26 protein-coding genes and 1 pseudogene are annotated in these 24,282 nt (G+C 69.1%); 16 read left to right on the top strand and 11 right to left on the bottom strand.

Going from position 1 to position 24,282, the window contains the following annotated elements; translation table 11 throughout:
* Positions 1–53: 53 nt before the first annotated feature.
* Together WAT24_RS12705 and WAT24_RS12700 are read left to right on the top strand one after the other, a co-directional pair.
* Positions 54–533, top strand: a complete 480-nt coding sequence (locus WAT24_RS12705; RefSeq protein WP_336808260.1) for a VOC family protein — start codon at positions 54–56, stop codon at positions 531–533.
* Between the two features lie 158 nt (positions 534–691).
* On the top strand, positions 692–1,927 hold the full coding sequence (locus WAT24_RS12700) for an MFS transporter (protein WP_336808259.1): 1,236 nt from the start codon (positions 692–694) through the stop codon (positions 1,925–1,927).
* 180 nt (positions 1,928–2,107) lie between these two features.
* On the opposite strand, the gene WAT24_RS12695 is transcribed toward WAT24_RS12700, so the two are convergent.
* Complete coding sequence (locus WAT24_RS12695) at positions 2,108–3,646, bottom strand: winged helix-turn-helix domain-containing tetratricopeptide repeat protein (RefSeq protein WP_336808258.1); 1,539 nt, start codon at positions 3,644–3,646, stop codon at positions 2,108–2,110.
* Positions 3,647–3,785: 139 nt separating this feature from the next.
* On the opposite strand from WAT24_RS12695, the gene WAT24_RS12690 reads away from it, so the two are divergent.
* Both WAT24_RS12690 and WAT24_RS12685 read left to right on the top strand, forming a co-directional pair.
* Positions 3,786–4,010, top strand: coding sequence for a tautomerase family protein (locus tag WAT24_RS12690; RefSeq protein ID WP_336808257.1), 225 nt, complete (start codon positions 3,786–3,788; stop codon positions 4,008–4,010).
* A gap of 40 nt (positions 4,011–4,050) precedes the next feature.
* Positions 4,051–4,440, top strand: a complete 390-nt coding sequence (locus tag WAT24_RS12685; protein WP_336808256.1) for a cupin domain-containing protein — start codon at positions 4,051–4,053, stop codon at positions 4,438–4,440.
* 96 nt (positions 4,441–4,536) lie between these two features.
* On the opposite strand, the gene WAT24_RS12680 is transcribed toward WAT24_RS12685, so the two are convergent.
* The 3 genes from WAT24_RS12680 to WAT24_RS12670 all read right to left on the bottom strand — a co-directional run bounded on the left by WAT24_RS12680 (position 4,537) and on the right by WAT24_RS12670 (position 8,620).
* A complete protein-coding gene (locus tag WAT24_RS12680; protein WP_336808255.1) occupies positions 4,537–4,953 on the bottom strand; it encodes a GFA family protein in 417 nt (138 codons plus the stop codon).
* Between the two features lie 98 nt (positions 4,954–5,051).
* Positions 5,052–6,149 (bottom strand): DUF3500 domain-containing protein, encoded by a 1,098-nt coding sequence (locus WAT24_RS12675; protein ID WP_336808254.1) that lies wholly within the window; start codon positions 6,147–6,149, stop codon positions 5,052–5,054.
* Between the two features lie 419 nt (positions 6,150–6,568).
* The gene (locus WAT24_RS12670) at positions 6,569–8,620 is read right to left on the bottom strand and encodes a M13 family metallopeptidase (RefSeq protein WP_336808253.1); all 2,052 of its coding nucleotides are present in this window, start codon (positions 8,618–8,620) and stop codon (positions 6,569–6,571) included.
* 284 nt (positions 8,621–8,904) lie between these two features.
* Here WAT24_RS12670 and WAT24_RS12665 point away from each other — a divergent pair, with 284 nt between their 5' ends.
* Entirely contained in the window at positions 8,905–9,777 is an 873-nt protein-coding gene (locus WAT24_RS12665; protein ID WP_336808252.1) for a hypothetical protein, read from the top strand.
* A gap of 43 nt (positions 9,778–9,820) precedes the next feature.
* Here WAT24_RS12665 and WAT24_RS12660 read toward each other — a convergent pair whose 3' ends face one another.
* Positions 9,821–10,201 (bottom strand): VOC family protein, encoded by a 381-nt coding sequence (locus WAT24_RS12660; protein ID WP_336808251.1) that lies wholly within the window; start codon positions 10,199–10,201, stop codon positions 9,821–9,823.
* A gap of 240 nt (positions 10,202–10,441) precedes the next feature.
* On the opposite strand from WAT24_RS12660, the gene WAT24_RS12655 reads away from it, so the two are divergent.
* The 5 genes from WAT24_RS12655 to WAT24_RS12635 all read left to right on the top strand — a co-directional run bounded on the left by WAT24_RS12655 (position 10,442) and on the right by WAT24_RS12635 (position 16,132).
* The gene (locus WAT24_RS12655) at positions 10,442–11,095 is read left to right on the top strand and encodes a DUF3348 domain-containing protein (protein WP_336808250.1); all 654 of its coding nucleotides are present in this window, start codon (positions 10,442–10,444) and stop codon (positions 11,093–11,095) included.
* 11 nt (positions 11,096–11,106) lie between these two features.
* Complete coding sequence (locus WAT24_RS12650; RefSeq protein ID WP_336808249.1) at positions 11,107–13,203, top strand: DUF802 domain-containing protein; 2,097 nt, start codon at positions 11,107–11,109, stop codon at positions 13,201–13,203.
* Positions 13,200–13,865 (top strand): OmpA family protein, encoded by a 666-nt coding sequence (locus WAT24_RS12645; protein WP_336808248.1) that lies wholly within the window; start codon positions 13,200–13,202, stop codon positions 13,863–13,865. Before WAT24_RS12650 ends, WAT24_RS12645 begins: the two co-directional genes overlap by 4 nt.
* Positions 13,855–14,382: a DUF2894 domain-containing protein gene (locus WAT24_RS12640; RefSeq protein ID WP_336808247.1), complete on the top strand. Its 528-nt coding sequence runs from the start codon at positions 13,855–13,857 to the stop codon at positions 14,380–14,382. The genes WAT24_RS12645 and WAT24_RS12640 overlap by 11 nt, the downstream gene beginning before the upstream one ends.
* A 229-nt stretch (positions 14,383–14,611) precedes the next feature.
* Positions 14,612–16,132, top strand: coding sequence for an FAD-dependent monooxygenase (locus WAT24_RS12635; RefSeq protein ID WP_336808246.1), 1,521 nt, complete (start codon positions 14,612–14,614; stop codon positions 16,130–16,132).
* A 338-nt stretch (positions 16,133–16,470) separates the two neighbouring features.
* Here WAT24_RS12635 and WAT24_RS12630 read toward each other — a convergent pair whose 3' ends face one another.
* From WAT24_RS12630 to WAT24_RS12620, 3 genes are all read right to left on the bottom strand, one after another.
* Positions 16,471–16,959, bottom strand: coding sequence for an SRPBCC family protein (locus WAT24_RS12630; RefSeq protein ID WP_336808245.1), 489 nt, complete (start codon positions 16,957–16,959; stop codon positions 16,471–16,473).
* Positions 16,956–17,297, bottom strand: coding sequence for an ArsR/SmtB family transcription factor (locus WAT24_RS12625; RefSeq protein ID WP_336808244.1), 342 nt, complete (start codon positions 17,295–17,297; stop codon positions 16,956–16,958). Before WAT24_RS12625 ends, WAT24_RS12630 begins: the two co-directional genes overlap by 4 nt.
* Before the next feature lie 164 nt (positions 17,298–17,461).
* Entirely contained in the window at positions 17,462–18,088 is a 627-nt protein-coding gene (locus WAT24_RS12620) for a TetR/AcrR family transcriptional regulator (RefSeq protein ID WP_336808243.1), read from the bottom strand.
* Positions 18,089–18,206: 118 nt separating this feature from the next.
* On the opposite strand from WAT24_RS12620, the gene WAT24_RS12615 reads away from it, so the two are divergent.
* From WAT24_RS12615 to WAT24_RS12605, 3 genes are all read left to right on the top strand, one after another.
* Entirely contained in the window at positions 18,207–18,707 is a 501-nt protein-coding gene (locus tag WAT24_RS12615) for a DinB family protein (protein WP_336808242.1), read from the top strand.
* An 87-nt stretch (positions 18,708–18,794) separates the two neighbouring features.
* Entirely contained in the window at positions 18,795–19,511 is a 717-nt protein-coding gene (locus tag WAT24_RS12610) for a hypothetical protein (RefSeq protein ID WP_336808241.1), read from the top strand.
* 240 nt (positions 19,512–19,751) lie between these two features.
* Positions 19,752–20,192 carry a hypothetical protein gene (locus tag WAT24_RS12605; protein WP_336808240.1) on the top strand — a complete coding sequence of 147 codons (441 nt, stop codon included), beginning with the start codon at positions 19,752–19,754 and terminating at the stop codon, positions 20,190–20,192.
* Positions 20,193–20,271: 79 nt separating this feature from the next.
* Here the strand turns inward: WAT24_RS12605 and WAT24_RS12600 are convergent, their stop codons facing one another.
* The 3 genes from WAT24_RS12600 to WAT24_RS12590 form a co-directional block, all read right to left on the bottom strand.
* Positions 20,272–20,712 carry a YidH family protein gene (locus tag WAT24_RS12600; protein WP_336808239.1) on the bottom strand — a complete coding sequence of 147 codons (441 nt, stop codon included), beginning with the start codon at positions 20,710–20,712 and terminating at the stop codon, positions 20,272–20,274.
* A 303-nt stretch (positions 20,713–21,015) separates the two neighbouring features.
* Positions 21,016–21,453: a hypothetical protein gene (locus WAT24_RS12595; RefSeq protein ID WP_336808238.1), complete on the bottom strand. Its 438-nt coding sequence runs from the start codon at positions 21,451–21,453 to the stop codon at positions 21,016–21,018.
* 391 nt (positions 21,454–21,844) lie between these two features.
* Positions 21,845–22,372: a DUF6933 domain-containing protein gene (locus WAT24_RS12590; RefSeq protein WP_336808237.1), complete on the bottom strand. Its 528-nt coding sequence runs from the start codon at positions 22,370–22,372 to the stop codon at positions 21,845–21,847.
* Between the two features lie 445 nt (positions 22,373–22,817).
* Between WAT24_RS12590 and WAT24_RS16505 the strand changes: the two genes are divergently transcribed.
* The 3 genes and pseudogenes from WAT24_RS16505 to WAT24_RS12575 all read left to right on the top strand — a co-directional run.
* A complete protein-coding gene (locus tag WAT24_RS16505) occupies positions 22,818–23,174 on the top strand; it encodes a type II toxin-antitoxin system RelE family toxin (protein ID WP_345786363.1) in 357 nt (118 codons plus the stop codon).
* Between the two features lie 40 nt (positions 23,175–23,214).
* A complete protein-coding gene (locus WAT24_RS12580) occupies positions 23,215–23,469 on the top strand; it encodes a hypothetical protein (RefSeq protein ID WP_336808236.1) in 255 nt (84 codons plus the stop codon).
* Between the two features lie 154 nt (positions 23,470–23,623).
* Positions 23,624–24,106, top strand: a pseudogene (locus WAT24_RS12575) (DUF5996 family protein); the annotation flags it as partial.
* Positions 24,107–24,282 lie beyond the last annotated feature (176 nt).

Raw genomic sequence — 24,282 nt, 5'->3', positions numbered from 1 at the left:
TCGCGCGTCGAAGCAAGGAAGGGCATCCTCCCGCCCTGGACAGGAGAAACGCGATGGTCAGCAAGAACACGGTCTGTCTCTGGTACGACGGCACCGCCCTGGATGCCGCCACGTTCTACGCCGAAACCTTCCCGGACAGCGCCGTGGGTGCCGTCCATCGTGCGCCTGGCGACTATCCCGACGGCAAGCAGGGCGACGTGCTGATGGTCGAGTTCACGATCATGGGCATCCCCTGCCTGGGGTTGAACGGCGGGCCGGCCTTCCCGCACACCGAGGCCTTCTCGTTCCAGGTGGCGACCGACGACCAGGCCGAAACCGACCGCCTGTGGAACGCCATCGTCGACAACGGTGGCCAGGCCAGCGCCTGCGGCTGGTGCAAGGACAAGTGGGGCCTGTCCTGGCAGATCACGCCGCGCGCCCTGATCGACGCCGTCACCGATCCGGACGGTGCCGCCGCCAAGCGCGCGTTCGACGCGATGATGGGCATGACCCGAATCGACATCGCCGCGATCGAGGCCGCACGGCGCGGGTGACGGCCCAGCGCGGCCGGCCCCGGGGCCGGCGGGTCGCTCCTTTCCGCCGGATGCCGGTCGTGCGATCACGCTGGGCCTTTGGAGGTCGCGGCCTGTTGCCTGACGGGCAGCATGCGGGCACAGTGCCGCCCCTCCCCGCCACGCTCCCCCCAAAACTCATGACGACCCTCCGCGTTCATCATCGCGCCATACCCGTCGTGCTGGCCGCAATGGTCATCGACGTGATCGGCTTCGGCATCGTGATGCCGGTACTGCCCGAGCTCGTCACGCAACTGGGCCGCATGCAGCTGGACGAGGCTACCCGCGTGGCGGGCTGGATGCTGGCGGTGTTCGCGGTCGCGCAATTCTTCGCCGGCCCGGCCTTGGGCCACTTGGGCGACCGCTTCGGCCGGCGCCCGGTGCTGATCGCCGCGATGCTGGGCTTCAGTTTCGACTACCTTCTGATGGCCGCCGCACCGACGCTGACCTGGCTGTTCGTGGGCCGCGCGATCGCCGGAGTCACCGGCGCCACGTTCGGTCCCGCCGGTGCCGTGATCGCCGACGTCACGCCACCCCAGAAGCGCGCGGCGGTGTATGGGCTCCTCGGTGCCGCCTTCGGTGTCGGCTTCGTCATTGGGCCGGCGCTGGGCGGGCTGGTCGCCTCGTTCGGCACGAGGGCACCGTTCGTTGTGGCCGCCGCGCTCGCCGCGCTGAACGCCATCGCGATGACCTGGCTGCTGCCCGAAACGTTGGATCCCTCGCATCGCCGGCCCTTCCGCCTGCGCGACGCACACGTGATCGGCGCGTTCCGCCCGCTGTTCCATGCCGGCAACGCCACGCCGCTGCTGCTGGCCTGGTTCCTGTGGCAGCTCGGCGGCGTGGTGTATCCGTCCACCTGGGCGTTCTGGGCCTCGATCCGTTTCGGTTGGGACGCCACGGCGATCGGCTGGAGCCTGGCCTGGGTCGGCTTCCTCACCGTGATCGTGCAGTTGGCGGTGACCCGCCGCGTGGTGGATCGCCTCGGCGAGCGCCGCACCGCCATCGCCGGCCTGGCCTGCGCGGGTGCCTGCCTGCTGGCCTACGCCTTCACCACCCGGGGCTGGCAGGTATACGTGTTCTTTCTGGTCGGCGCGCTGGGCGCCCTCGTCTACCCGTGCATGAACGGGTTGCTGTCGCGCATGGTCGACGCCAGCCGGCAAGGCGCACTGCAAGGCGGCATCGGCAGTATGAACTCGGTGGCGGCCGTGCTCGGCCCGCTCCTCGCATCGCAATCGCTGGCGTGGGGCGCCGCCCGCGGCTTCGACGGCGCTGCCTTCGCCGTGGCGGCATCGCTGATGTTCACCGCCACCGGCATGATTGCGATCTTCGTGCCTCATCGGCGCGTGCCGGCGGAGTCCGCGGAAGCGTCATCCTGAGGCTGGCCTGACGTGCGGGGCAGTCAACGCGCTCGTACGTGGTCGTCTTCGACGAGGCGGCTCGCGGCACGGGGCCGCAGACGGGCACGGAACGCCACTACGTCCGATACGGAAGCTCGCCTTTGAGGCGGAGGCGGCCACCGGCTCCCGCAGGAGGTGATCGCGGTCCGATGGATGTACCTAGAACCCGAGCCGCGCCAGCGCCGTGGACAGCCGTTCCCTCAGCGAGGCCGATTGCATCGGAAACGCGCGGAAGAAGTCGTCCCGCGTCAGCGCCGGGTTGCGGGCGCGGACCTGGGCGGCCCACGCCCGGGCTCGGGTGGCGTCGCCGGCCAGGGCGTGGGCGGCGGCCGCGATCATTGCAATGAGTACGTGCGCCCCGGGCGCGCGCGCCGCCCGCCCGGCCCAGGTGGCGGCCTGGGCATCGTCGCCGTCCACCATGTGGCTGAAGGCACGGGTTCCGAGCATGCCGTAGTAGAGCGGATCGAGCGGACTCAGCCGCATCGCCAGGTCGGCGTGGCCACGCCCCTCCGCAGCGCGTCCGGCGAGGGTTTCGGTCCAGGCGCGGGCGTAGATGCCCTGTGCGTAGTGCGGGCTGATGGAGGTCGTGCGCTCCAGCCAGGCCAGGCTGCTGTCCAGATCGCCGTCGAGCCAGAAGCTGCGCCCCATCGCGAAGTTGGCGAACGGGTCGATCGGATCCAGTTCCAGGGCGCGCGTCGCGAAGCGCCGGCACAGCGCGATCGCGCCGGCGCGATCGTCGGTGTAGTGCATGAACGCCGTCTGGAAATGGACGAACGACAGCCCCGCGTGCGCACGCGCAAAGCCCGGATCCTCGGTCAACGACTGCCGGAACAACGCCGCCGCCGACTCATTGTCGGTGCGATTGAATCGGTACATGTGCTGCAGGCCGAGGTGGTAGGCCGACCAGGCATCGAGGTTGCCGGTCGTCGCCAGGCGTGCCCGTACCGCCTCGTGCATCGGTATGTGGATCTCCAGCGCGGACAAGATCCGCGCGCGGATGTCCTCGCGCACCTGGTGCACGTCGTCGACGGCCCCGGCGAAACGTTCGGCCCAGACGATGCCGCCGTCGCGCGTGTCGATCAGTTGCACCGTCACGACGAGCCGTGCGCCGGCCACCTCGACGGTACCCGCCAGGTAATAGCGCACGCCAAGCAGGCCGCCGATGCCCGCCGCGTCGGCGTCGGCCCCGCGCAGCCGGAACGACGATCCCCGGGCGGTCACGAACAGCCACCGCAACCGCGCCAATTCCGCGATCAGTTCGTGCGGCAGGGCGTCGGCGATCGCCGCATAGGGTCCCGCCTCGCCAAGCAGGCGGAACGGCAGTACCGCCACGGACGGCCGTGATGCGTGCTCGGCCGGAGGCGTGGCGTCCTGCGTCGCCGCGCTCCCCACCACCTTGGCCTCCGCCACGAAGCGGAACCCCTGGCGATGTACGGTCCTGATGAAGCGCTGGCGGGTACCGTCGTCCCCCAGGGCCTGGCGGGCAGACTTCACACGGCTGGCGATGGCCGCGTCGGACACGATGCGCCCGTCCCAGACCTTCTCGATGATCTCGTCCCTGGTCACCAGCCGCTCGCGGTTGCCGACCAGCAGCGCCAGCAGTGCGAACACCTGCGGTTCCACCGGCCGCACCTGGCCTTCGGCGCGAAGTTCGAACTTCGCCAGATCCAACTCGAAGGCATCGAATCGGTAGATCATGCGCGCAGCATAAGGCAGGGCGGCCGTGTTCCACGAACCTCCCGGTTTTCTCCAGGCGTTCTTCAAGCATGCCCGGCCCGCGCGTGATGAAGTGCGTTCCACGGCCGGCACGGTGCCGGCCCCACACCGGAGAACCGCCATGCCCCTGGTCACCATCGACGTCATCAGGAACGTGTTCACCCCGCAGCAGAAGCAGGACCTCATCGCCAAGGTCACCCGCGCCATGCTCGAAGTCGAAGGCGAGAGCCTGCGCAACGTCACCTGGGTGCGCATCAAGGAGTTCGAGGGTGGCGATTGGGCGATCGGCGGCAAGGCGCTGAACGCAGCCGACGTGCAGGCGCTCACCACGCGCGAGGTAGCCTGACCGGTCAGCACGGCCCAGGCCCATAACGGAGGAGCGAACCATGCGCATCGCCAAGCACGACATACCCGTCAGGATGAACGCGCCCGGCGCGGTGGCACGCCAGCAGATGGACTTCGGCGACGCCGGCGGCTACGGCACGATCAGCGGCGAATACTTCTCCCTTGCTGCCGGCACGGACATCGCCCCGCTCCTGCAGGGGCTGGACAACGACCTGTGCCCGGCCCCGCACTGGGGCTACGTGCTGGAGGGCGAACTCACGGTGACCTATGCCGACGGCAGCACGGAGCAGGCTGCCGGCGGCGACCTCTTCCACTGGCCGCCGGGCCACACCGTGAAAGTCGGCAGGGATGCCGATGCCGAGGTGGTCCTGTTCAGTCCGCAGCACGAGCACAACGTGGCGATCGACCACATGCTGCGCAAGGTGGGCTGACGGCTCGCGCCTGGCGTGCCTGCATCGTCAAAGTCATCGTCGTGGCCTGACGGCGGACCGGGACCTGACGCCTGCATCGCGCCAGGCCCCTCGCGGCTACTCCGCTCCCGCCGGGGTGCTGAACGCCTCGAACTGGGGCAGCCCGGGCTGCGCCGATACCCACGCCAGCCGCTCGGCCGTCCAGATCTCCTTCGTCGGAGGCAGCGCGTCCGGGTCGTCGAGCGAGGCCGTGGTCACGTCGAAGAAGCCGGGCCGGTTGGCCCGCGTGTAGCTGAGCGAGGTGCCGCAGCGTGGGCAGAACCCGCGCTCGACACCGGGCGACGACTCATGGATGGCCAGTCGCCCGGCGACGATCGACACATCCGCCTCGCGGAAGATCACCCAGGCCACCGTGGGCGCTCCGGCCGACAACCGGCAGGACCGGCAATGGCACAGCGACGTGGCATACGGTGCGGCGGTTGCCCGATAGCGCACCTCGCCGCAGCGGCAACCACCTTCGATGAATACGGCCATGTGTTGTTTTTCCGGTGACTGGGGGCGAAAGTTCGAAGAAAGGCCACCGGGGCTGCCGGAGCAGCCTCCGCGGGGGCTTCATCGGTCCGTCGAGCCCCTTACAAGTGCGGGTGTGGGAATTGCCGGTAGTGCTGCCGCAGCACGTCCCCTCCGAAATCGTGGCTGCCGTGCCAGACGGTGTGGATATGGTCGGGGTCCGCGTCGGTGTTGTCGAACTCGATCGACAGGGTCGGCCCGTGGATCACGTAGTACAGCGGCTGGCCGTCGTCTGCACTCCCGGCAAAGGCAAAATGGATCTTGTCGAAGCCTGCCCGGTCCATGTCGTCGAGTTCGCGTCCGGCTACGTCGGCCCGCAGGTTTTCGGCATATTGCTCGATCAGCTGGCGCAACATTCGGCGCTGCGTGGACGAAAGCCCGGAGGCCGGAATGCCCAGGAACCGCTTTAGCCGCCCTTCGCCGCGGGGGCCGGCGATAATGTCCTGGGGCGTTTTCACAGACAGATAGGCGAGCTTGCATTGACCGGGGGTGAGCGAGCGGATCAGTGTGCGCCCGAGTGATCGCTCGGCCGCAAGCAACCGGAAACCCGCGTTCGGGCCCGAGGCAATCATGGCGGGCTCGACGCCCATGAACTCGGGCGTCCCGAATACCAGTCCGTCCGCTATCGTGAAGTTGATGGACAGGTGATGACCTTCAAGGCGCCAGCCCCAGGCGCTGTTCGACCGTGGATCCCGGAACAGGCTGAACCAGTAGTTTCCACTCCCGAACTGGCGTGCCTCATCGAGCGTCAGTCCCGAGGCCTCCGGCGCATGCTGCTCGACAGCGCGGACCATCAGCTCACGCAGCAGGTCATCCATATTGATGATCCCGTCTGCCTTGAGATAGCCCCGATCGCTGAGGGACACCTGCAGCAGGTGGTGCAGCGCGACTTTCTGCACCGGCGTGAGATCGCCGATGCGTGCACCCCGCCTCGGTGGCTGCCCTTCCCTCTTGAGCGCCCAGTCAGGCAGGTAACGCCAGCCCTCACGATCAGGATCTGCGAGCGCGACCAGTGCCTGCTGTCGCTGGGCGGGAGACAGGCTTGCCATCAGTTGGTCGGCTGCTGTCTCCATCTCCGCCGCCGCGGCCGAGGGCGTGGCTGCGAACGAAGGGTTCGCAGTTGCCATCGATAACACCGATACCAGCAATACCGAATTCATGCGCGTCATCGGGGAACCCCCGTCGGATTGGAAGCGCTGAAACCATGTAGCCGTCCAGCAGTCTGCTCTTTTGCTGGGGCGCGCCGGAACGACTTCTTACACCCGTGGCAGCCCAAGTGCACGCACCGCCGGTCCCCTGCAACGGCCAACGGATGGCCGATCACATGCCAAGGAACCGGACAGATCCACGCGCCGGGCGGGCTCGTGAACCTGCCCTGTTCGGTGAAGCCAACCGATCGCTACCCTTTTTGGCAGGACCCCTCGCCGCCCCTGCCTACCTGCAGCCCGATATTAGATCGCAGCGGGCGAGCTATCAGGCCATACGCTGGCCCGACGGGTTGGGTTGTGGCCTGGTGGAATCCAGCCTCACATGCGTAGGACGCGGTCTCGCCCGAAGCCATCCGCTTCGCTCCGCCTGATCACCAGATCCGCACGCGATCCTCCGGCGCGCGCCACATCGGCTGGCCGGGCTTCACTCCGAACGCCTGGTAGAACGCGGGGATGTTCGACATGGGCCCGAGCACGCGCCACTTGGCCGGGGCATGCACGTCCGACAGCAGGCGCTGGCGCAACCGTTGCTCGCGCTGCTGACTCATCCAGCCCAGCGCGTAGCCGAGGAAGTAGCGCTGCGTCGGGGTCAGTCCGCCGATCTTCTTCCCCTGCTTGTACTGCTCGGTCTTCTGGAACGCCTCCAGGCCGAGCAGCACGCCGCCGTAATCGGCGATGTTCTCGCCCAGGCTCGCCCTGCCGTTGATGTGCAGGCCCGGCAACGGCTCGTAGGCATCGAACTGCTCGACCATCTTCTGCGCGGCGGCGTTGAAGCGCGCGGCATCCTGCGCCGTCCACCAGCCGGACAGATTGCCCTGTGGGTCGTACTGGCGGCCTTCGTCGTCGAAACCGTGGGTGATCTCGTGGCCGATCGTGCTGGCCGCGACGTAGCCGTAGGCGACCGCATCGTCCACCTGATCGTCGGGCACGCCGGGCACCATGAAGATGGCGGCCGGCAGCACGATCTCGTTGTTCGAAGGGTTGTAGTAGGCGTTGTACGTCTGCGGGGTCATGTCCCACTCGGTGCGGTCGACCGGCTTGCCGAACTTGGACAGGTTGTCCCGGAACTGCCAGCGACGCGCCGCCATCACGTTGGCGGCGTACGACTCGCGCCCAACCACCAGCGCCGAATAATCCTTCCACGTGTCCGGATAGCCGACCTTGGGCGTAACCGCGGCGAGCTTGGCCAGCGCCCTGGCCTTGGTCTGGGGGCTCATCCAGTCGAGCCGCTCGATGCGGTCGTGGAAGGTGCTGCGGACCGCCTCGACCATCGCCGCGTAGCGCCGCTTGGACGCCTCAGGGAAGTACTGCTTCACGAAGATGCGCCCGAGCACCATGCCCATGGCGTCGTTCTCCTCGTCCAGCACCCGCTTCCAGCGCGGGCGCTGCTCCTGCTGGCCGGACATGGCGCGGCCGTGGAAATCGAAGTGTTCCTGGTCCAGCGTGGTGGACAGGAACGGCGCGTAGCCATCGACCAGCTGGTAGCGCAGGTAGTCCTTCAGCACCGGCAGCGGCGTCTCGCGCAACAGCCGGTCTTCGGCGGCAAAGAACTCCGGCTGCCCGACGATCACGTAGGCGGGGTGGATGCCCCAGGCCGTCAGCCGCGCATTCCAGTCGATGGAAGGCGTGAACTTCGCGGTGAAGTCCACCGGCGCCATCTTGTTGTAGTTCTTCTCCGGATCGCGCAGCGCCTCGAGCTTGCGCGAGGCCTTCGCCAGCGCCGTCTCGAAGGCCATCACCTTCGCGGCCGCCGCCTTCGCCGCGGCCGGTTCCCGGCCCAGCAGCACGAAGGTGCGCGCCATGTGCTCGACGTAGGCGGCGCGGATCTTCGCCACGCCGGCTTCGCCGTTGAAATAGAAGTCGCGGTTGGGCAAGCCCAGGCCGCCCTGGCGGATCTGCACCGCCATGGTGGCACTGTCCTTGTCGTCCTGGGCGATGCCGATGCGGAACAGCGCGCCGACGCCGATCGGCTTGAAGGCGAACACGGCGTCGAGTACGCCCGCCGGCGAGGAAATCGCATCGATGCGCGCCAGCTCGGCATGCAGCGGCCGGGTTCCCAGGCGATCGGCCTTCGCCACATCCATCGCGGTCGCCCAGAAGTCGCCGATCTTCTGTTGATCGCTGCCGGGTGCGGCTTTCTGCCTGGCCGCCCTCTCGCTGATGCCGCGCAGGCGCGCGTACAACTCCTCGTCCACCTCGTTGCCGATGCCCCACGCCGCCTCGGAGGCCGGAATCGGATGCGCCTTGAGCCAGGCGCCGTTGGCGTACTGGAAGAAATCCACGCCCGGATCGACCGAGGTGTCGATGTGGGCGGCGAGGAAATCGGGCTTGGGCGTGGCCTCGGCGGCCAGGACGCCGGCGGAGGTAACCGCCAGCGCGGTGCACAGCAGGGTCGCTCGGAGGGAGGTGGCCAGGGCGGTCATAGCGTGTTCCAGGAAAGGGCTCGCGCGACTTTGCCCGCACGAGGGTCGTTCTGGAACCGCCGAAGGTCATGCCGCGCGCGCCGCCGGGTCGGCCGCACACGGCTCCCACCGGGCGTACGCCGGGCAGGCGGGTCCGGCATGCCCGGGGCCGGTCGGGTCGCGCTGCCGCCACCTCCTGCCACACGAATCACCCCGCGCGACTTCGACCTCCTGTTGACGGCTGCACGCGAACAATCCCGGCGCCCCTCCAACGTGCCGCACGCGCTCATCGCAAGCGCCCAGCCATGCATCCGCCCCCCAGCCATCCCGCCCGGCGCGATCGCCGCAGGCGGGTCCTCGGTCTCCTCCTGTTGCTGGTCGCCTCGCTGGGCTGCCGCCCGCTTCCCGCGGCGGACTGGCAGGTGACGCTGGCCGCCCAGCAGGGCTGGGCCGGCGGCTGGATCCGGGTGCGCGAGAACGCGGTGCCTGCCACGCGCCTGCGCCTGAACGACGACCTCGGGGTCGACCACATGCAGTCGCTGCGGCTGCTCGCCTGGACACCGCTCGGCGCCGCGGGCGAGTTGCACCTGGGCCTGGTCACCCATCGCCTGGACGGCAGCGCCCGGGTCGACACCCCGGTCTACTTCAACGGCACCGTGGTGGCACCGGGCCGGCTGGACACCGTCACCCACTTCCAGGACTTCATCGAGCTGGATGCAGGCTACTGGCACCACCTGACGGACGTCGGTCGCGGCAGCCTGTGGGGCAGCCTCGGCGCCCGCTACGTGATGCTCGATTTCAGGATGCGGGGCACCATCGCGGCGGACAGCCCCGGCCACGAACTGAAGGAGGACTTCTACGTACAGGAATTGCCGGTGCCCATGCTGGGCCTGCACCTGCGCTACCCGCTGCGCGACGCCCTGCAGCTGGCCGCCGACGCGAGCTGGGGCCGCCTGCCCTGGGTCGACAGCCTGCGCACCGAAGGCGGCCAGGTGCGCCTGGCACAGACCGACAGCGAGGAACAGGTCGCTCTCGCCTACCGGTTGAACGCGCACTGGCAGCTCGCCGCGTACGCCTTCCACACCGAGTTCGCGCAGGACGAGCGCAGCCGCGAGGACGGCAACGCCGTCTACCTGCACGACAGCGGCGTGGGTGTCTCGGCACAGTACGGCTTCTAGCACCGCCGACGCGGCCTGCCGGTGGCCGCCGACGACCATTCCGCTACGGCCCGCCGGCTTCCTTCAAGTACTCGAAGAGCGTGACGTGGACACCGTTCGGGTCGGCGGTACGGAAGTTGCGATGGCCGTACTCCGTCGGCCCGAGCGCCTTCAGGATGGGACAGCCCGCGGCTTTCACGCGCCCGTACCAGCGATCGATCTGGGCCACCTCGATGTAGAACCCGCCATGGATCGAGGGCGTCGTGTCGCCCGCCTCGATCTCGATGAGGCCCACGCCATTGGGCGAACGGAACACGGTACCGCGGGCATCCGGCCCCCGGTCCCAGGAGCGGAAGATCGCCAGGCCGAGCGCATCGCGGTAGAAAGCCACGGTCTCCGCGTAGCGCGACGTGAAAAAGTAGAACCGGAACTCGGGACCGTTCACGGATTTCGCCTCTTTGACCGATAGCCGAACAGGGTACGGATCGGGCGCCGTCGGGACACCCTTCCGAAGGTCGATTGTGACTTGATCGGGCCCTCCCCGCTCCCGTTGCCCGGCCCGGCCCGCAACCGCCCGCCTGCGCTCGCGATCCATGATTTGCGTCGACCTGCGGCCCGGAGGCGCCGGTGTCGCCCCACACCGGACGCCCGGGTCGCGCTAAACTGCCGGTTTTGCTCGAAAAGCATGGCGCAGGCTGCACCCCGCCCGACGGTTCGCGGGCCCACGTTCATCCGTCTGCTGGCGCGTCTGGCAGAGATGGACGTGGACGCGCCCGGCCCGTCGCTGCCCGAGCGGCTGGGCCAGTGGCTGGACTGGAAGCACGCGCTGTCGCTCGCGGCCGCGCTCGACGGCAAGCCGGCCGCGCCCGAACCCGCCGCGCCGGCGCAGGACCTGCACGCCGAATGCGCGCGGGCGCGCGAGGTGCTGGCGGCGGCGATCAAGGAGGATCCATTGCTGGCACCCGGCGCCCCGATGGACATCCCGCCCGACGATGCCGCCTTCCGCCAGCTCTGCCTCGCCCGCCAGCGCGCCATGCAGGCCACCGTCGGGCGCCTGCGCGGCACGCTGCGCGACGCGCTCGCCCGCACCTCGCCCGCCATGGCCCGCCTGGCCGAGGTGGATGCGGTGATGGAAGCGGCGCTCACCCCGCGCGAGCACGCCCTGCTCGCCAAGGTGCCCGACCTGCTGGGACAGCGCATGGCGCGCCTGCGCGCGGCCGGGCACGCCTGCTCCTGGCTCGATGGTTTCCGCCGCGACATGCGCAGCGTGTTGCTGGCGGAGCTGGATCTCCGGTTTCAACCGGTCGACGCGCTGCTGGCGGCGCTTCGCACCCCCTGACGCGGTTTCCCATGTTCAGACCTCTGCTTCTTCTCTCCGTATTCGCTGTGGGCCTCGCCGCGATCGGCTGGATCGTCCTCGGTTACGTCGGCAGCAACCCGCTCGGCGTGGCCGTCGCCCTGCTGATCGGTGCCTGCTACCTCGCCGGCGCGTTCGAGCTGTTCCGCTACCGGCAGGCCACCGCCACGCTGCGCTACGCGCTGGACGGGCTGAGCGAGCCGCCGGCCGAACTCGCGCGCTGGCTGGAACGCCTGGCGCCGGGGCTGCGTCACGCCGTGCGCCTGCGCATCGAGGGCGAGCGCGCCGCGCTGCCGGCCCCGGCGATGGCGCCGTACCTGGTCGGCCTGCTGGTGCTGCTGGGCATGCTCGGCACCCTGCTCGGCATGATGGCGACGCTGCGCGGCACCGGCACGGCGCTCGGCAGCGCAAGCGACCTGCAGGCGATCCGCGGCGCGCTGGCGGCGCCGGTCAACGGGCTGGCCTTCGCCTTCGGCACCTCCATCGCCGGCGTCGCCAGCTCGGCGATGCTCGGCCTGCTCTCCGCGCTGGTCCGCCGCGACCGGCTGCAGGCGGTGCAGGCGCTGGATGCGGCCATCGCCACCACCTTGCGCGTCCACTCCCGTGCGCACCAGCGCGAGGAGGCCTTCCGCCTGCTGCAGCAGCAGGCCGCGGCGATGCCCGCCCTGGTCGACCGCCTGCAGGCGATGGCCGCGACGCTGGAGCAGCAGGGTGCCGCCGCCCACGCACGCCAGCACGCCGACCGCGAGGCCTTCCACCGCCACACCGAGGAGGCGTACACGCGCCTGGCGCGGTCGGTCGAGCAGTCGCTGCAGGCGAGCGTGGCCGACAGCGCGCGCACGGCCGCCGGCGTGCTGCAGCCGGTGGTGGAATCCACCCTGGCCAGCCTCGCCCGCGAGAGCGCCGCCGTCCAGGCGAGCGTGGCCGAGGCCGTGCAACGCCAGCTCGACGGCCTCGCCTCCGGCTTCGAGGCAACCGCGCGCACCGTCACCGGCATCTGGCAGGACGCGCTCGCCCAGCACCGGCGGGCCAACGACTCCCACGCACAGGCCCTGGGCGAGGCACTCGCCCGTTTCGCGCAGACCTTCGAGCAGCGCTCGTCCGCCCTGCTGGACGGCGTCGCCACGCGCCTGGACGCGAGCGCCGAGCGCGCCGCCGAGGCATGGCAGGATGCGCTGTCGAAGCAGGACGCGACGAATGCGGAACTCGCCGAGCGCAACCGGCAGGCGCTGGTCGCCGCCAGCGAGGCCTTCGAGTCGCACGCGGCGGCGCTGGTGCAGGCGGTCGACCGCTCGCACGCGGCGCTGCAGTCCGCGCTGCAGGCCCGTGACGAGGCGCGCCTGGCCGCCTGGGCGCGGAAACTGGACGCCATCACCGCCGAGCTGGCCACGCAGTGGAAGGCGGCCGGCGACGCCAGCGCGAGCCGCCAGCAGGCCATCTGCGACACGCTGGAGCAGACCGCCGCCGCCATCGCCGCGCAGACCGAAGCGCACGCCAGCCGGACCCTCGCCGAGATCGCCCGCCTGGTCGAGGCCGCGTCCGAAGCCCCGCGCGTGGCCGCCGAAGTGGTCGGCGAGCTGCGCCAGAAGCTGTCCGACAGCATGGCGCGCGACACCGCCATGCTGGAGGAACGCAGCCGCCTGCTGGCCACGCTGGAAACCCTGCTCGACGCGGTCAACCACGCCTCGACCGAACAACGCAGCGCGATCGACGCGCTGGTCAGCACCTCCGCGGAACTGCTCGACCGCGTCGGCAGCCGCTTCGCCACACAGATCGAAGCGCAGACCGGCAAGCTCGACGACGCCGCCGCGCAGGTCACCGCCAGCGCCGTCGAAGTGGCCAGCCTGGGCGAGGCCTTCGGCGCCGGCGTGGCGCAGTTCGGCCAGGCCAACGACGCGCTGATGGAACGCCTGCAGCAGATCGCCGGCGCGCTCGACGCCTCGCGCGCGCGCAGCGACGAGCAGCTCGCCTACTACGTGGCGCAGGCAAAGGAAGTGGTCGAGCTCAGCGTGCTCTCGCAGCAGCAGATCATCGCCGACCTGCAGCAGCTCGCCGGCCGCCGCGCGCCGGCGAAGGCGGCCAAGGCATGAACGACGAGGTCGAGTTCGAGGGCGAGCCGACCGCGCCGATCTGGGCCTTCGGCGACCTGATGTCGGTGCTGCTCGGCGCGTTCGTGCTGATCCTGGTCGGCGTTATCGGCGTGCAACTGCAGCTTTCGCACCAGCTGGAAGTGGCCGAGAAGCAGCGCCAGGCCGAGCAGCAGCGCCGCGCCACGCTGGAACAGGCGCTGGCCACGCCGCTGGCGCAGGGCCGCGTGACGCTGGTGAACGGCCGCATCGGCATCCGTGGCAACCTGCTGTTCGCGCTCAACTCCGACCGGTTGCAGCCCGAAGGCCGCCAGCTCATCCAGAGCCTTGCCGCGCCGCTGGCGCAGTACCTGCAGTCGCGCGACGAGCTGCTGATGGTCAGCGGCTTCACCGACGACCAGCCGGTGCACGGCGACAACCGCCGGTTCGCCGACAACTGGGAGCTCTCCGCCCAGCGCGCGCTCACCGTCACCCGCGCGCTGATCGCCGCCGGCGTGCCCGCCGACGCGGTGTTCGCCGCCGCCTTCGGTGCGCAGCAGCCGGTCAGCGCCAACACCGACGAGGCAGGCCGAGCGAAGAACCGCCGCGTGGAGATCGCTCCGATTCCCCGCGCCTCGGCCGCCACCGCCACGCCGAACGACGCCACCCCCGGCCATGCACCCTGACGCCACCTCGGCCATCCGCGCGCGGCTCATCGCGGCGATGGAACAGCGCGCCGGCCATCTCCACGGCCCGGCACGCCGCACGCTGGAGGCGCGGCTGGCCGAGCTGCGGGCACACCATGCCGACGCGCCGGATGCAGCGCCGGACGCCACCCCATCGCCTGGCCCAAGCCCGCTGCGCGAACTCCGCGACCACCTCGCCCGCGGGACCTCCCCCGAGCGCGCGGCCTACCCGGACGTCCCCGCACTCGCCGACTTCCGCGAGCTGTGGTCCACCCTCCGGGCCGACAGCCGGCTCCAGCAGTCGGTCGCCCACACCCCCACCGATGCCGGCCCGCTCAACTCCACCGCACTGGCCAGCCGCGCCATCGCGCTGATGCGCGAGCTGTCGCCCGGATACCTGCGCTCGTTCCTTGCCTACGCCGATGACCTGGCGTGGCTGGCGCAGCTGGGTGGCACCAGCCCGGTCACCGCACCCGGAGCGGGCGCAACAAGAAAGCGCGCTCGCCGCAGGGTGTGAGTAGGCGCCCGTCGAAGAGTGGCGACGCCAGGCCCGGGGCCATCCTCGAACGGGACGGCAGACTCTGCGGGCAAGGTCTCGGGGGAGTGGCGACGGCCGGCACGGAGCGATCGCAATGCGCGGATCGGGGCCTTCCCACTTCCAATATCTTAGCTTGGCCGGGGCTTGCGGCAATCCCCCGCGCGTGCTGCCCAATCCCGCCCCCACGACGCTGGAGAGGCGAATGAGCATGAGTCTTTCGAAGCACGCGTCCCCATCGGGGACCGATCACGCGGTGCTGATCGTCGGCGCCGGCCCGACCGGCATGATGCTGGCGGGCGAGCTTGCCCTGGCAGGGATCGACGTGGCCATCGTCGAGCGGCGGACCAGCCAGGAACTCGCCGGCTCGCGCGCCGGCGGCCTGCACGCGAGGACGCTGGAGGTGCTCGATCAACGCGGCATCGCCGAGCGGTTCCTGGCCGAGGGGCAGGTGGCGCAGGTCGCCGGGTTCGGCTCGGCGCGCCTGGACATCAGCGATTTCCCCACGCGGCATCCCTATGGCCTGGGGCTGTGGCAGAAGCACATCGAGCGCATCCTGGCCGGCTGGATCGAGGAACTTGGCGTGCCCGTCCATCGCGGCCGGGAGGTGACGGGGTTCGCGCAGGACGAAGCCGGTGCGGAACTGCGGTTATCCGACGGCGGTGCGCTGCGGGCAGCCTATCTCGTCGGCTGCGACGGAGGACGCAGCGTCATCCGCAAGACCGCAGGCATCGATTTCCCGGGTTGGGAGGCCACCACCAGCAGCCTGATCGCCCAAGTGGAAATGACCGAGCAACCGCCGCTCGGCATCCACCGCACCGCCGCCGGCATCCATTCGTTCGGCCGGCTGGAGTACGAGATCCGCGGCGGCGAGGTGGTCTACAAGGACGCCGGGCCGATCGGGGTGATGGTTCCCGAGCTGCCCGGACGCACGGAACCGCCCATCTTGCGCGATCTCAGCGCCGCGCTCGTCGCCGTCTGCGGAACCGACTACGGCGTGCACAGCCCGACCTGGATCTCGCGGTTCACCGACGCGACGCGCCAGGCCGCGACCTACCGCGAGCGGCGCGTGCTGCTGGCCGGCGACGCCGCGCACGTGCATTCCCCGGTGGGCGGCCAGGGCCTCAACCTCGGCGTGCAGGATGCGGTGAACCTGGGCTGGAAGCTGGCGCAGGTGATCAAGCGGCAATCGCCCGATGCCCTGCTGGACACCTACCACGCCGAGCGCCACCCGGTCGCGGCCCGCGTGCTGCGCACCACGATGGCGCAGGTGGCGCTGCAGCGCACGGACGACCGCACCGAGGCGCTGCGTGGCATCGTGGTGGAACTCCTCGGCATGGAGGAGCCGCGCAAGCGCTTCGGCGCGATGATGTCCGGCCTGGACATCCGCTACGACCTCGGCCAGGGACACCCGCTGCTCGGCCGCCGCATGCCCGACCTGGACCTGCTCACGCCCTCGGGCCCGATGCGCGCGTACACGCTGCTGCACACGGCCCGGCCGGTGCTCCTCAACTTCGGCAAGCCCGGCAGCCTCCGTGCCGACGGCTGGAAGGGCCGGGTCGGATGCGTCGACGCCACCTGCGCGGGTCGATGGGAGCTCCCGGCCCTCGGGACGGTCAGCGCGCCCACGGCCGTGCTGGTGCGGCCGGACGGCCATGTGGCCTGGGTCGGCGAGGGCACCGACACGGGGCTGAACGAGGCGTTGACCACCTGGTGCGGGTCGCCGGATTGAGACAACGTGCGTCGCGCAAGCTCCGGGGCTTGCGCGCGAGGCTCTTGCTTCGCGCGCGAGGCCCGGCCCTTTCCACGGCGTGACACCGGACGACGGTCCGGATGAACGTGGCAGGCGCCCACTCCGCCCTCCACGCGACCGGCCGGACGGCGGCGAGGTCGTGCCGGCTTGCTCGATCGCGTGCCAGGGCCGGAGCATCGCGTGCGAGCTCCTCCTGCGGCGAAAGCGTCACGGCCTTCCCCTGTGGAGGCCGTGGCCCGCGTGGGCGTCACACCTGCTCGCGGCCGGCTTGCCGAAGGCCGGGCGGACCGGCACCACCACGTGCAGGCCCGTGCTGCCTATTTCATCGACGCGACGTGCTCCACCAGCTGATCGAGCGCAATGTCGGTGCCCTCCTTCCAGCCGGATTCCTTGTTCGCCGCCACGTCGCCCTCGTTCCGGTGCAGCGCGGTGAACACGTAGCGCGTTCCCGTCCCCTGCGCTTCCAGCGTCATGATGGCGGTGATCGGCACGTCATCGAAGACGGCCGGGCGATAGCCGGGGAACAGCATGGAGGTCCAGACCAGGCGCTCCATCGGCACGACCTCCAGGAAGCAGCCGAGGTTGGGCACCTCCTGGCCGTTGTTGACCGTGATGTCGATGCCGAAGGCGCCGCCCGGCCGCAGGTCCATCTCGCAGCGCGACACACGCCCCCAGGCCTTGGGCATGTACCACTGGCTGACGTGCTCCGGCCTGGTCAGGGCTTCCCACACCAGTTGCGGCGGCGCATCGAGGAACCGTTCGAAAACGATGTCCAGCTTGGGATCGAACGCGGGTTGCTTGCTCATGCTTGCGATTCCTTTTCCTTGAGTTGTTTGACGTAGGCGTCGAACCGGTCGAGTCGGGATTCCCACAGCCGGCGCCGCTCGGCCAGCCAATCCTCGGCCACCTTGAACCGTTCGGGCGCGATCTCGTAGGTGCGCACCCTGCCCTGCTTCCTGGACCGCACCAGACGACTCTTCTCGAGCACCGACAGATGCTGCACGAACGACGGCAGCTTCATGTCGAACGGCGCCGCCAGCTCGCTGACGGTGGCCGGCCCGCGGAACAACTGTTCCAGGACTTTCCGGCGGGTCGTGTTGGACAAGGCGTAGAAGACGTCGTCGACGACGGCGGTCGGGTTCATGTCGATGCCGGTCACTTGGTTGAGGGCTGGGTCCGACGGCCGCAGTCTGGCAGCCCACTTAACTTAGGTCAATACCTAAGTATCGTCACGCCCGCGGCGAAGGGCGGCCGCACATCGCGAAGGCCGGCGCCCGGGAACGCGCCACGACCGGCACCGGTCGACAGCTAGCCTTTCAGGTACCTGATCAGCAGGCATGCCGTCTCCTCGACGAGCGCGTCCATCCTTGCGTCCGTAAGGAGCTTCGAATGGTGGAGCACGGCGTTGTGGGTGACCGCCTCGATCGTGGTCACGCACACGAACGAGGCGAGCTCCAGGTCGTCGACGCGCAGCTCATCCCGCCGGCTTTCCAGGTAGGTGCGGAACAGGGCGAAGTTCTCGCGGCCGAAGGTCTCCAGCGTTTCGAGCCGGCCCACACGCGGAATCTGCTCGGTGAGCACATGGTGCAGCCGGGGATCGACACGGTGCGCCTTGACCGCGACGGCAACGAGCTTGCGCATGGCCTGCTCCACCGGCAGCGTCCAGGCCTTCGCCAGCTCGCTGCGGACGGTTTGCAGGATCTCCTGCCGGTGGCGCTCGATGACCGCAGCCACGAGCGCCTCCTTGCCGGGGAAATACTGGTAGAGCGAGCCGACGCTCACCCCGGCCACCTCCGCGATGCGGTTGGTGCTGGCCTTGTCGAAGCCTTCCTTGACCAGAATGCGAGCGGTTGCCTCGAGCAGCGCGCCGACGGTCGCGCGCGACCGCTCCTGCGAGGCGGTTTTCCTGGGTTTCGTGAGCAGCTTGCGCGCCACGTCCGGCTCCCGCGAATGCGAGTACCAAAAGCGAATGATCGCTCGTATTCTGCCACGGGTGCGGGGCGCCGGGGGGCATTCCGGCGAACGCGGCTAACACCCCACTGGAGGCGACGACATGCACACGCTGCACCGGCTGTTCCGATACAAGGCCTGGGCGAACGACCAGCTGCTGACCATCCTGGCCGGGCTCGGCAGCGACTCCCCCGTGACCGGGCCCGCCATCAGGGCGCTCAGCCACAGCTACGTGGTCGACCGCATCTTCGCCGCCCATCTGAGGCGGCGGGCGCACGCGTACATCTGCGCCAACCTCAGCGAAATGCCCACGCTGGAGGAGCTGTCCCAGGAGATCAGGGAAAGCGATCGGGAGTACATCGCTTATGTGGCGACGCTCGATCGCGAGGCACTGGAGGAATCCATCCGCTTCGCGTTCACGGATGGCGCCCCGGGCTGCATGACCCGTGAGGAGATGCTCGTGCACGTGATCAACCACGGCACGGGACATCGCGGCCAGATCAGCGCGGTGATGCTGCTCAACGGGCTCTCGCCTGCGGCCGATGGCTTCACGACCTACCTGCACGAGGCGGAAGCGTCGACGCGAGGCCGGTCCGCCGGCTGACACGTTGCCGGCAGGCGCCATGGCTTCCAGCACTGCGCCAGCGGATGCCCCCCGGCTACCTTGGCGTCCCTACTCGCGGTAGCGGGCATGACGATGCGTTGGACGATCCTGCTGGCAGCCTGGGCGATCCTGCCCGCCGTCGCGGCGGCACGGCCGCCGGCCGCGACCGTCATCGTGCTGGACACGCTGCACCAGATGCACGCGCAGGTGCCGGCCTACGACAACGCGGTTCTGCGCCGGACGATCGAGCGGCTGCACCCGGACGTGCTGTGCGTGGAACTGCAGCCGGACGATCTCGAGACCCGCCCGGCCGAGCCCAACAAGCAGGAGTATCCGGCCGTCATCTACCCGCTGATCGACCGGCACCACTACCGGGTCTACGCGATGGAAGCCCCGGAACCCCTCGCCGGCCGGATCCTTGCGCCCTATCGCGCCAACGCGGCGGCCTTCGATGCCCGGCAGCCGGCCCGCTCCGAGGCGTTCGGCAAATACACCGACGGCCTCTATGCGGCGCTCCAGGCGCACTGGACCTCCCCGGCCGACGTCAACGACGCCACCACCGACCTGGCGATGCGAGCCAAGCACGCGTTGCAGGAAGCGCTGATGGGCCCGGCCGAGCATGCCGGCTGGCGGGCCTGGAACACCCACTTCCTGCAGGTGATCCAGCGTGCCGCGCGCGAGAACCCCGGGCGGCGGATCGTGGTGACCGTGGGCGCGGAGCACGGTTACTGGCTGCGGGACCATCTGCGCCACGCCGCCGGCGTGAACCTGCTCGACACGCCGGCGGTGCTTCGCCAGCGTTGACTCCCACGGACCGAAGGCCGCTCCGGGAGCGTCGCACTCGGCCGGTTTGCCCGGCACTCCGCTCGCTCGCCTGATTGCCGGCAAGGCCGAGACTGCCTTCATCGCTGTTCGGCACGCATGTCACACGCCCCCGACCGGAGACTCCGCAGTCTTGGGACACGCAACGAGCGCGGGGCGGACTCGATGAAAACACGAACGAACGGCCACGGAGCTCATGCCTCCACCCTCGCCAGGGCCCTGGTGAGCGGCACCGTGGCGGGCCTTGCCGCGGCGGCTGCCCTTGCGCTGCTTGCCAAGTCCGAAGGCAAGGGTGCCTTGCAACCCATCAACGCGACGAGCCACTGGCTGCACGGCGAGAAGGCCGCCGAATGCGACGCGCTCGACGCCCCGCACACGCTGGTCGGTTTCGCCACCCACTGCGCATCGGCCGTGTTCTGGGCGCTGCCCTTCGAGTTCTGGCGGGCCAGGCGCCGCCCGCGTTCCGCCGGCGCGCTCTTGCGTGGAGCGTGCACGACATCCGCGGTCGCGGCAGCCGTCGATTACGGCGTCACTCCGAAAAGACTCACGCCCGGATGGGAACTCGTGCTCAGCAAGCGCGCCATGGTGGCGGCCTATGGCGCGCTGGCGCTTGGCTTGGCCTTCGGCGCGAAGCTCGCGCAGGCCTTGCCCGGCCGCCATTGAGAAACGCCCGAGCAGCGCGAAGGGCACGCCGCCAGTCAAGGCCGCAGGGCCGGCTCTCCTCGTCCGGTCGTCCGCCGCTTCAGGCACGAACGATCCAGATACCGACGAGCGCCGCGATCGACACCACGAAAAGGAACCCGTTGACGCCGACCAGGAGCCAGGGTGGCAGCCGACGGATATCGGGACGAGGTGGAGGTGCACCGGGGTCGAGCTCGCGCCACACCCCGGCAACGAAGCAGAAGGCGCTGAAAAGGACCAGTACCGAACCCGTGGCGCTGGCCAGCCACGGATGCACCACCTCCTTCAGCAGGGCCTTGGCGCCGACACCTGCCGCCAGGGCCGAGAGGCCGGTCCGGACCCATGCCGCATAGGTGCGCTCGGCGGCAAATAGGGTGCGGTCCGCGGCCAGCTCGGTGCGACGGTCTGCGCTGTCGCTCTGCTGGACCGCGCTGTCCTTCAGCCGGCTCGCGCTCTCGGCAAGCTTGGCGGGCGCACCGCCCGTTTCTCGGGAACCTGACATGTCGCGTTGCTCGCCACGATGGAACCGGTGTCCACATCTCTAAGCCAGGAAGCGGAGTCGGGGCGTGAACCTTGCGCGGTAATGGCGCTGGCGCGAGGCCCCGAGAGGATGGCCCTCGGCTTGTGGTGTCCGAGAGGCGCGGGGCCAGCCGAGCCAGGGCTGAAACGATCGAGAGTCGTCCCTGGTGCTTTTGGGCCCTTTCTGCCCCATGACCCGGAAGAAAATGGGGGCAAGCGCTGCCTGCCCCCAATCTCCTACCCTATTGTCAGTCGAAGGTGCGCCTCGTCAGCGCACGCCTCCGGCTCAGCTGCTCACCCCGAAGAACTGCTTGGCGCGTTCGCGCTCCGCCGTAGTGGGGCGATATTCCTGCCACGGGTCATTGGCGTGAACCTTGTAGCGGATGACGCCGTTGTCAGTGTCTATCTCGTAGTAAGGGAATGCCCCGCGTAGATTGAAGAATGCTGCCGGGGCAAAAAACAGAATGTCGGCGGCCAGGCGCCCGCCATGGAATCGCAGCGGCAGGATGCCATAGAAAGCGTCATGCCCGGGGCTTTCGGCCTTGAACTCGTAGTTGCCGAAGCTGGTGTCCTTCATGCGAATAGTGCTCGGCACCACCGGCACCTCGTGCTTGACCACCAGATGCGCCCCGGGCGCAGTCGAGCTGATGTGAGTCATCGTCGAGCACGCAGCCAGACCGGCCACCAGGCACCCGACGCCCGCGGTCTTCAAAAAAGAAAACATGATTTCCCCTGTTTGATAGCGGCGCCATCCCGGCGCCACCGACGACTATACGAAACAGGGACAGTGTTGCAAGGGCGTGCAATCCGCAACCCATGGCCTGCGTCGGCGTTCGGCGAGCCATGCGATCAGGCCCGGTCATGGGTCGAGCATCGCGCCTTCGAACGGACCATTCGCCAGGTGTTGCTGCCTTGGCACGCACAAGCTCGGGTGGCGTTCGTCGAGATCTCGATGTGCTATGCGCGTACCGTGTGCGGCCTGAATGCGTCCGGTGGACGGGTCCGCTCCCCTGCACCATCTTGAGCGGAGAAAAAACGGCGATGGTTACCGTCCGGATTCGAGCGTGAGGTCGTCCAGGTCGATGCGCCGTCTGAGGAAGTGTCCCTGGCACTTCTCATGGCACCAGCAACCGCTGGCGCAGCAGATCGAGTGGTCGGTGGTAACCCATGTTGGACGACGCACCGCGGCCCAGCGCGGGGTGCGTGAACAACCCTTCCCATTCCTCGGCCGCCACCTCGGGCGGGGGACGGCCGCGATATTCCATTGACATCCAGCAATCGACCTTGCGCTGGTTGAGTGAGGCAAGCAGGCTCCGGTCGCGGGTAGCCGCGAGGACGAAGCCTGTCTCGAACCCCCGCAGTTCCTCATCCACCTGCGGTCCGCGCAGGCCGAAACCATCGCAAAGCCATGCGAACTGCAGCTGGGCGAACTCGTTCAAGCGGCGCAAGCCGGAAGCATTCCCCGGCAGCATCAACACCCCGCCAGTGGAGGCATTGAGCATCACCACGAACGGCTGGCGGTGCCAGAAGTCGATGTCGGCGTACCACTCGCCCAGTGGGTTCGCCTGCGGCAATGGCTCCGGCGGCTTGGCTGGATGTTTCAGGCGCTTGAGAAGTTTTGCCGTACAACGCAGGACAGTCATCAAATCCCCTCGGACATGTCGGCCAGGACACCAACGATGCCTGCAAACCCCCGCGGACCTCAAACCCGGGTGAGCCCGCGCACGCAGGCATGGCGAGCCCCGTTGGGTCGCGGCAAGGGGGCAGGGAGATCGGATCACAGAGCCCTTCTTGTTCGTGACCAGGTCGGCAGTCTCGGCCGCATCCGGCAGCTGGGCAGCCAGGGCCTTGCCGGGGCCGGCGCGGTTTTCAAGCGCCGAGGCCATCGGCGCTTCCCATCAGGTCGATTCGCGGCTGGGCGAGCACCTGGGCAACGAAACTCTTGCCGGGCTCCACGCGGAAGCGCCACTCGCCCAGGCTGTAGATGGTGGGGTTGATCTCGCGCCCCGGTCGGCCGGAGACCTCGTGCAGCGCTGGCCGAGCTGGTGCGCCAGCGCAAGGGCGAGCGTCGGGTCAAGATCAAGCTCGATGACCTATAGCCTGGAGTTCGTCGAGTCAGCGCTGAAGGAATGGCGCAAGCTTTCGCCCGATATCCGCGAGCAGCTGAAGAAGAAGTTGGCCGAGCGGCTGGAGCGCCCACGTGTTCCTGCCGACCGGCTGCTCGGCATGCCGGACTGCTACAAGATCAAGCTGCGCGCCTCCGGCTATCGCCTCGTTTACGAGGTGCAGGACAAGGTGCTTCTGCCGGCCAGGAGAGTTGGTCCGGCACCTGCCCGCGCGATTGGCTCATGGTTCAGCCTAACGCTAGAGTGTGGAGAAATCGTCCCTGGCACCTTTGTCCTGTCTAATCGCCTCCGTCCCCTTTGTTGCTCCCAACTCAGGTAGCCTCTCGCACTTGCCCCTTTTTAGAGCGGAACCGACCACCATGGCCGAGCGCGAGTTCGACAGCTTCCTTGCAAGCTCAGGCGCCACCCTGGAAGGCTCGCGCTACTCCGCCTGGCTCGCCATCACGCCGCGCCGCCACGGCTTTCCGGTGTACTACGCCATTTGCGAGAACCGCAGCTTCCGCGACAGGGACACCGCCGAAGCCGCCGCCGCCAAGGCGCTGGCCGACATGACGGGACTGGAGGCGGACGGCACGCCGATCTTCCCCGAGGATTACACCGGCTTCGACGACTAGCCACGCTGGCGGACGACGTCCGCCCCGCGGCGCAGCTTTCCGTTTTCGATGGTCATGCCTGGCCTTGCTCACGATCCCGTGCAGCCCCCGTAACGGGTAGCGCCCTACCCTCACCCTCCCGCCCGACCTGTGCGAGGGGTATCGGAGGTGCTGCATGACGGACGACGAGCGGACCTGGCCGTCCTTGACGTACACCGCTTGGCGGGACACCTACGCGACCCTGCATCTGTATTCGCAGGTAGTGGGCAAGGTGGCGCTCGCACTGGCGCCGCCCCTCAACCATTGCTGGGGCGTAGCACTGCACGTGACCCCGCGCGGCTTGTCCACCGGGATGCTGCCGCACGGCTCACGCTCCTTCACGCTCGCCTTCGACTTCCTCGACCATGTCCTGGAGATCTCCTGCACCAGCGGCGCGATCCGGCGGCTGCCGCTGGCATCCCGCAGCATCGGGACGTTCTGCAGGACGCTGATGGAGACGCTCGCGGACATGGGCCTGGCGGTGCGGATCTGGCCGGTCACGGTCGAGATGCCCGCGCCGGTACGGCTGGACGACGACACCCGGCCGGCGACCTACGACGGCGCCTGGGCGCAGCAGTTCTGGCGCATTCTGGTGCAAGTCGACCGCGTGTTTGCCTTGTGGCGCTGCAGCTACGCCGGCAAGAGCAGCCCGGTCAATTTCTTCTGGGGCAGCTTCGGTAATCCCCCCGCTTTCAGCGGACGCCAAAAGTGGAGCTATGCGGCAAGCGCCAATTTCTGCATCGGCGTGATGCCACCGAGTGCCATATTCGGGCGCTCGTGGTTGTACGTCCAGAG

This window comes from Fulvimonas yonginensis (assembly GCF_037137055.1).
Classification (GTDB): domain Bacteria; phylum Pseudomonadota; class Gammaproteobacteria; order Xanthomonadales; family Rhodanobacteraceae; genus Frateuria_A; species Frateuria_A yonginensis.
The sequence above is the reverse complement of the archived record's forward strand: the minus strand, read 5'-3'. Positions and strand labels throughout refer to the sequence as shown.

Excerpts from the sequence above, each read along its gene's own strand:
- WAT24_RS12705 (WP_336808260.1), top strand. The coding sequence starts at position 54 with ATGGTCAGCAAGAACACGGTCTGTCTCTGGTACGACGGCACCGCCCTG.
- WAT24_RS12700 (WP_336808259.1), top strand. The coding sequence starts at position 692 with ATGACGACCCTCCGCGTTCATCATCGCGCCATACCCGTCGTGCTGGCC.
- WAT24_RS12695 (WP_336808258.1), bottom strand. The coding sequence starts at position 3,646 with ATGATCTACCGATTCGATGCCTTCGAGTTGGATCTGGCGAAGTTCGAA.
- WAT24_RS12690 (WP_336808257.1), top strand. The coding sequence starts at position 3,786 with ATGCCCCTGGTCACCATCGACGTCATCAGGAACGTGTTCACCCCGCAG.
- WAT24_RS12685 (WP_336808256.1), top strand. The coding sequence starts at position 4,051 with ATGCGCATCGCCAAGCACGACATACCCGTCAGGATGAACGCGCCCGGC.
- WAT24_RS12680 (WP_336808255.1), bottom strand. The coding sequence starts at position 4,953 with ATGGCCGTATTCATCGAAGGTGGTTGCCGCTGCGGCGAGGTGCGCTAT.
- WAT24_RS12675 (WP_336808254.1), bottom strand. The coding sequence starts at position 6,149 with ATGAATTCGGTATTGCTGGTATCGGTGTTATCGATGGCAACTGCGAAC.
- WAT24_RS12670 (WP_336808253.1), bottom strand. The coding sequence starts at position 8,620 with ATGACCGCCCTGGCCACCTCCCTCCGAGCGACCCTGCTGTGCACCGCG.
- WAT24_RS12665 (WP_336808252.1), top strand. The coding sequence starts at position 8,905 with ATGCATCCGCCCCCCAGCCATCCCGCCCGGCGCGATCGCCGCAGGCGG.
- WAT24_RS12655 (WP_336808250.1), top strand. The coding sequence starts at position 10,442 with ATGGCGCAGGCTGCACCCCGCCCGACGGTTCGCGGGCCCACGTTCATC.
- WAT24_RS12650 (WP_336808249.1), top strand. The coding sequence starts at position 11,107 with ATGTTCAGACCTCTGCTTCTTCTCTCCGTATTCGCTGTGGGCCTCGCC.
- WAT24_RS12645 (WP_336808248.1), top strand. The coding sequence starts at position 13,200 with ATGAACGACGAGGTCGAGTTCGAGGGCGAGCCGACCGCGCCGATCTGG.
- WAT24_RS12640 (WP_336808247.1), top strand. The coding sequence starts at position 13,855 with ATGCACCCTGACGCCACCTCGGCCATCCGCGCGCGGCTCATCGCGGCG.
- WAT24_RS12635 (WP_336808246.1), top strand. The coding sequence starts at position 14,612 with ATGAGTCTTTCGAAGCACGCGTCCCCATCGGGGACCGATCACGCGGTG.
- WAT24_RS12630 (WP_336808245.1), bottom strand. The coding sequence starts at position 16,959 with ATGAGCAAGCAACCCGCGTTCGATCCCAAGCTGGACATCGTTTTCGAA.
- WAT24_RS12625 (WP_336808244.1), bottom strand. The coding sequence starts at position 17,297 with ATGAACCCGACCGCCGTCGTCGACGACGTCTTCTACGCCTTGTCCAAC.
- WAT24_RS12615 (WP_336808242.1), top strand. The coding sequence starts at position 18,207 with ATGCACACGCTGCACCGGCTGTTCCGATACAAGGCCTGGGCGAACGAC.
- WAT24_RS12610 (WP_336808241.1), top strand. The coding sequence starts at position 18,795 with ATGACGATGCGTTGGACGATCCTGCTGGCAGCCTGGGCGATCCTGCCC.
- WAT24_RS12600 (WP_336808239.1), bottom strand. The coding sequence starts at position 20,712 with ATGTCAGGTTCCCGAGAAACGGGCGGTGCGCCCGCCAAGCTTGCCGAG.
- WAT24_RS12595 (WP_336808238.1), bottom strand. The coding sequence starts at position 21,453 with ATGTTTTCTTTTTTGAAGACCGCGGGCGTCGGGTGCCTGGTGGCCGGT.
- WAT24_RS12590 (WP_336808237.1), bottom strand. The coding sequence starts at position 22,372 with ATGACTGTCCTGCGTTGTACGGCAAAACTTCTCAAGCGCCTGAAACAT.
- WAT24_RS16505 (WP_345786363.1), top strand. The coding sequence starts at position 22,818 with ATGACCTATAGCCTGGAGTTCGTCGAGTCAGCGCTGAAGGAATGGCGC.
- WAT24_RS12580 (WP_336808236.1), top strand. The coding sequence starts at position 23,215 with ATGGCCGAGCGCGAGTTCGACAGCTTCCTTGCAAGCTCAGGCGCCACC.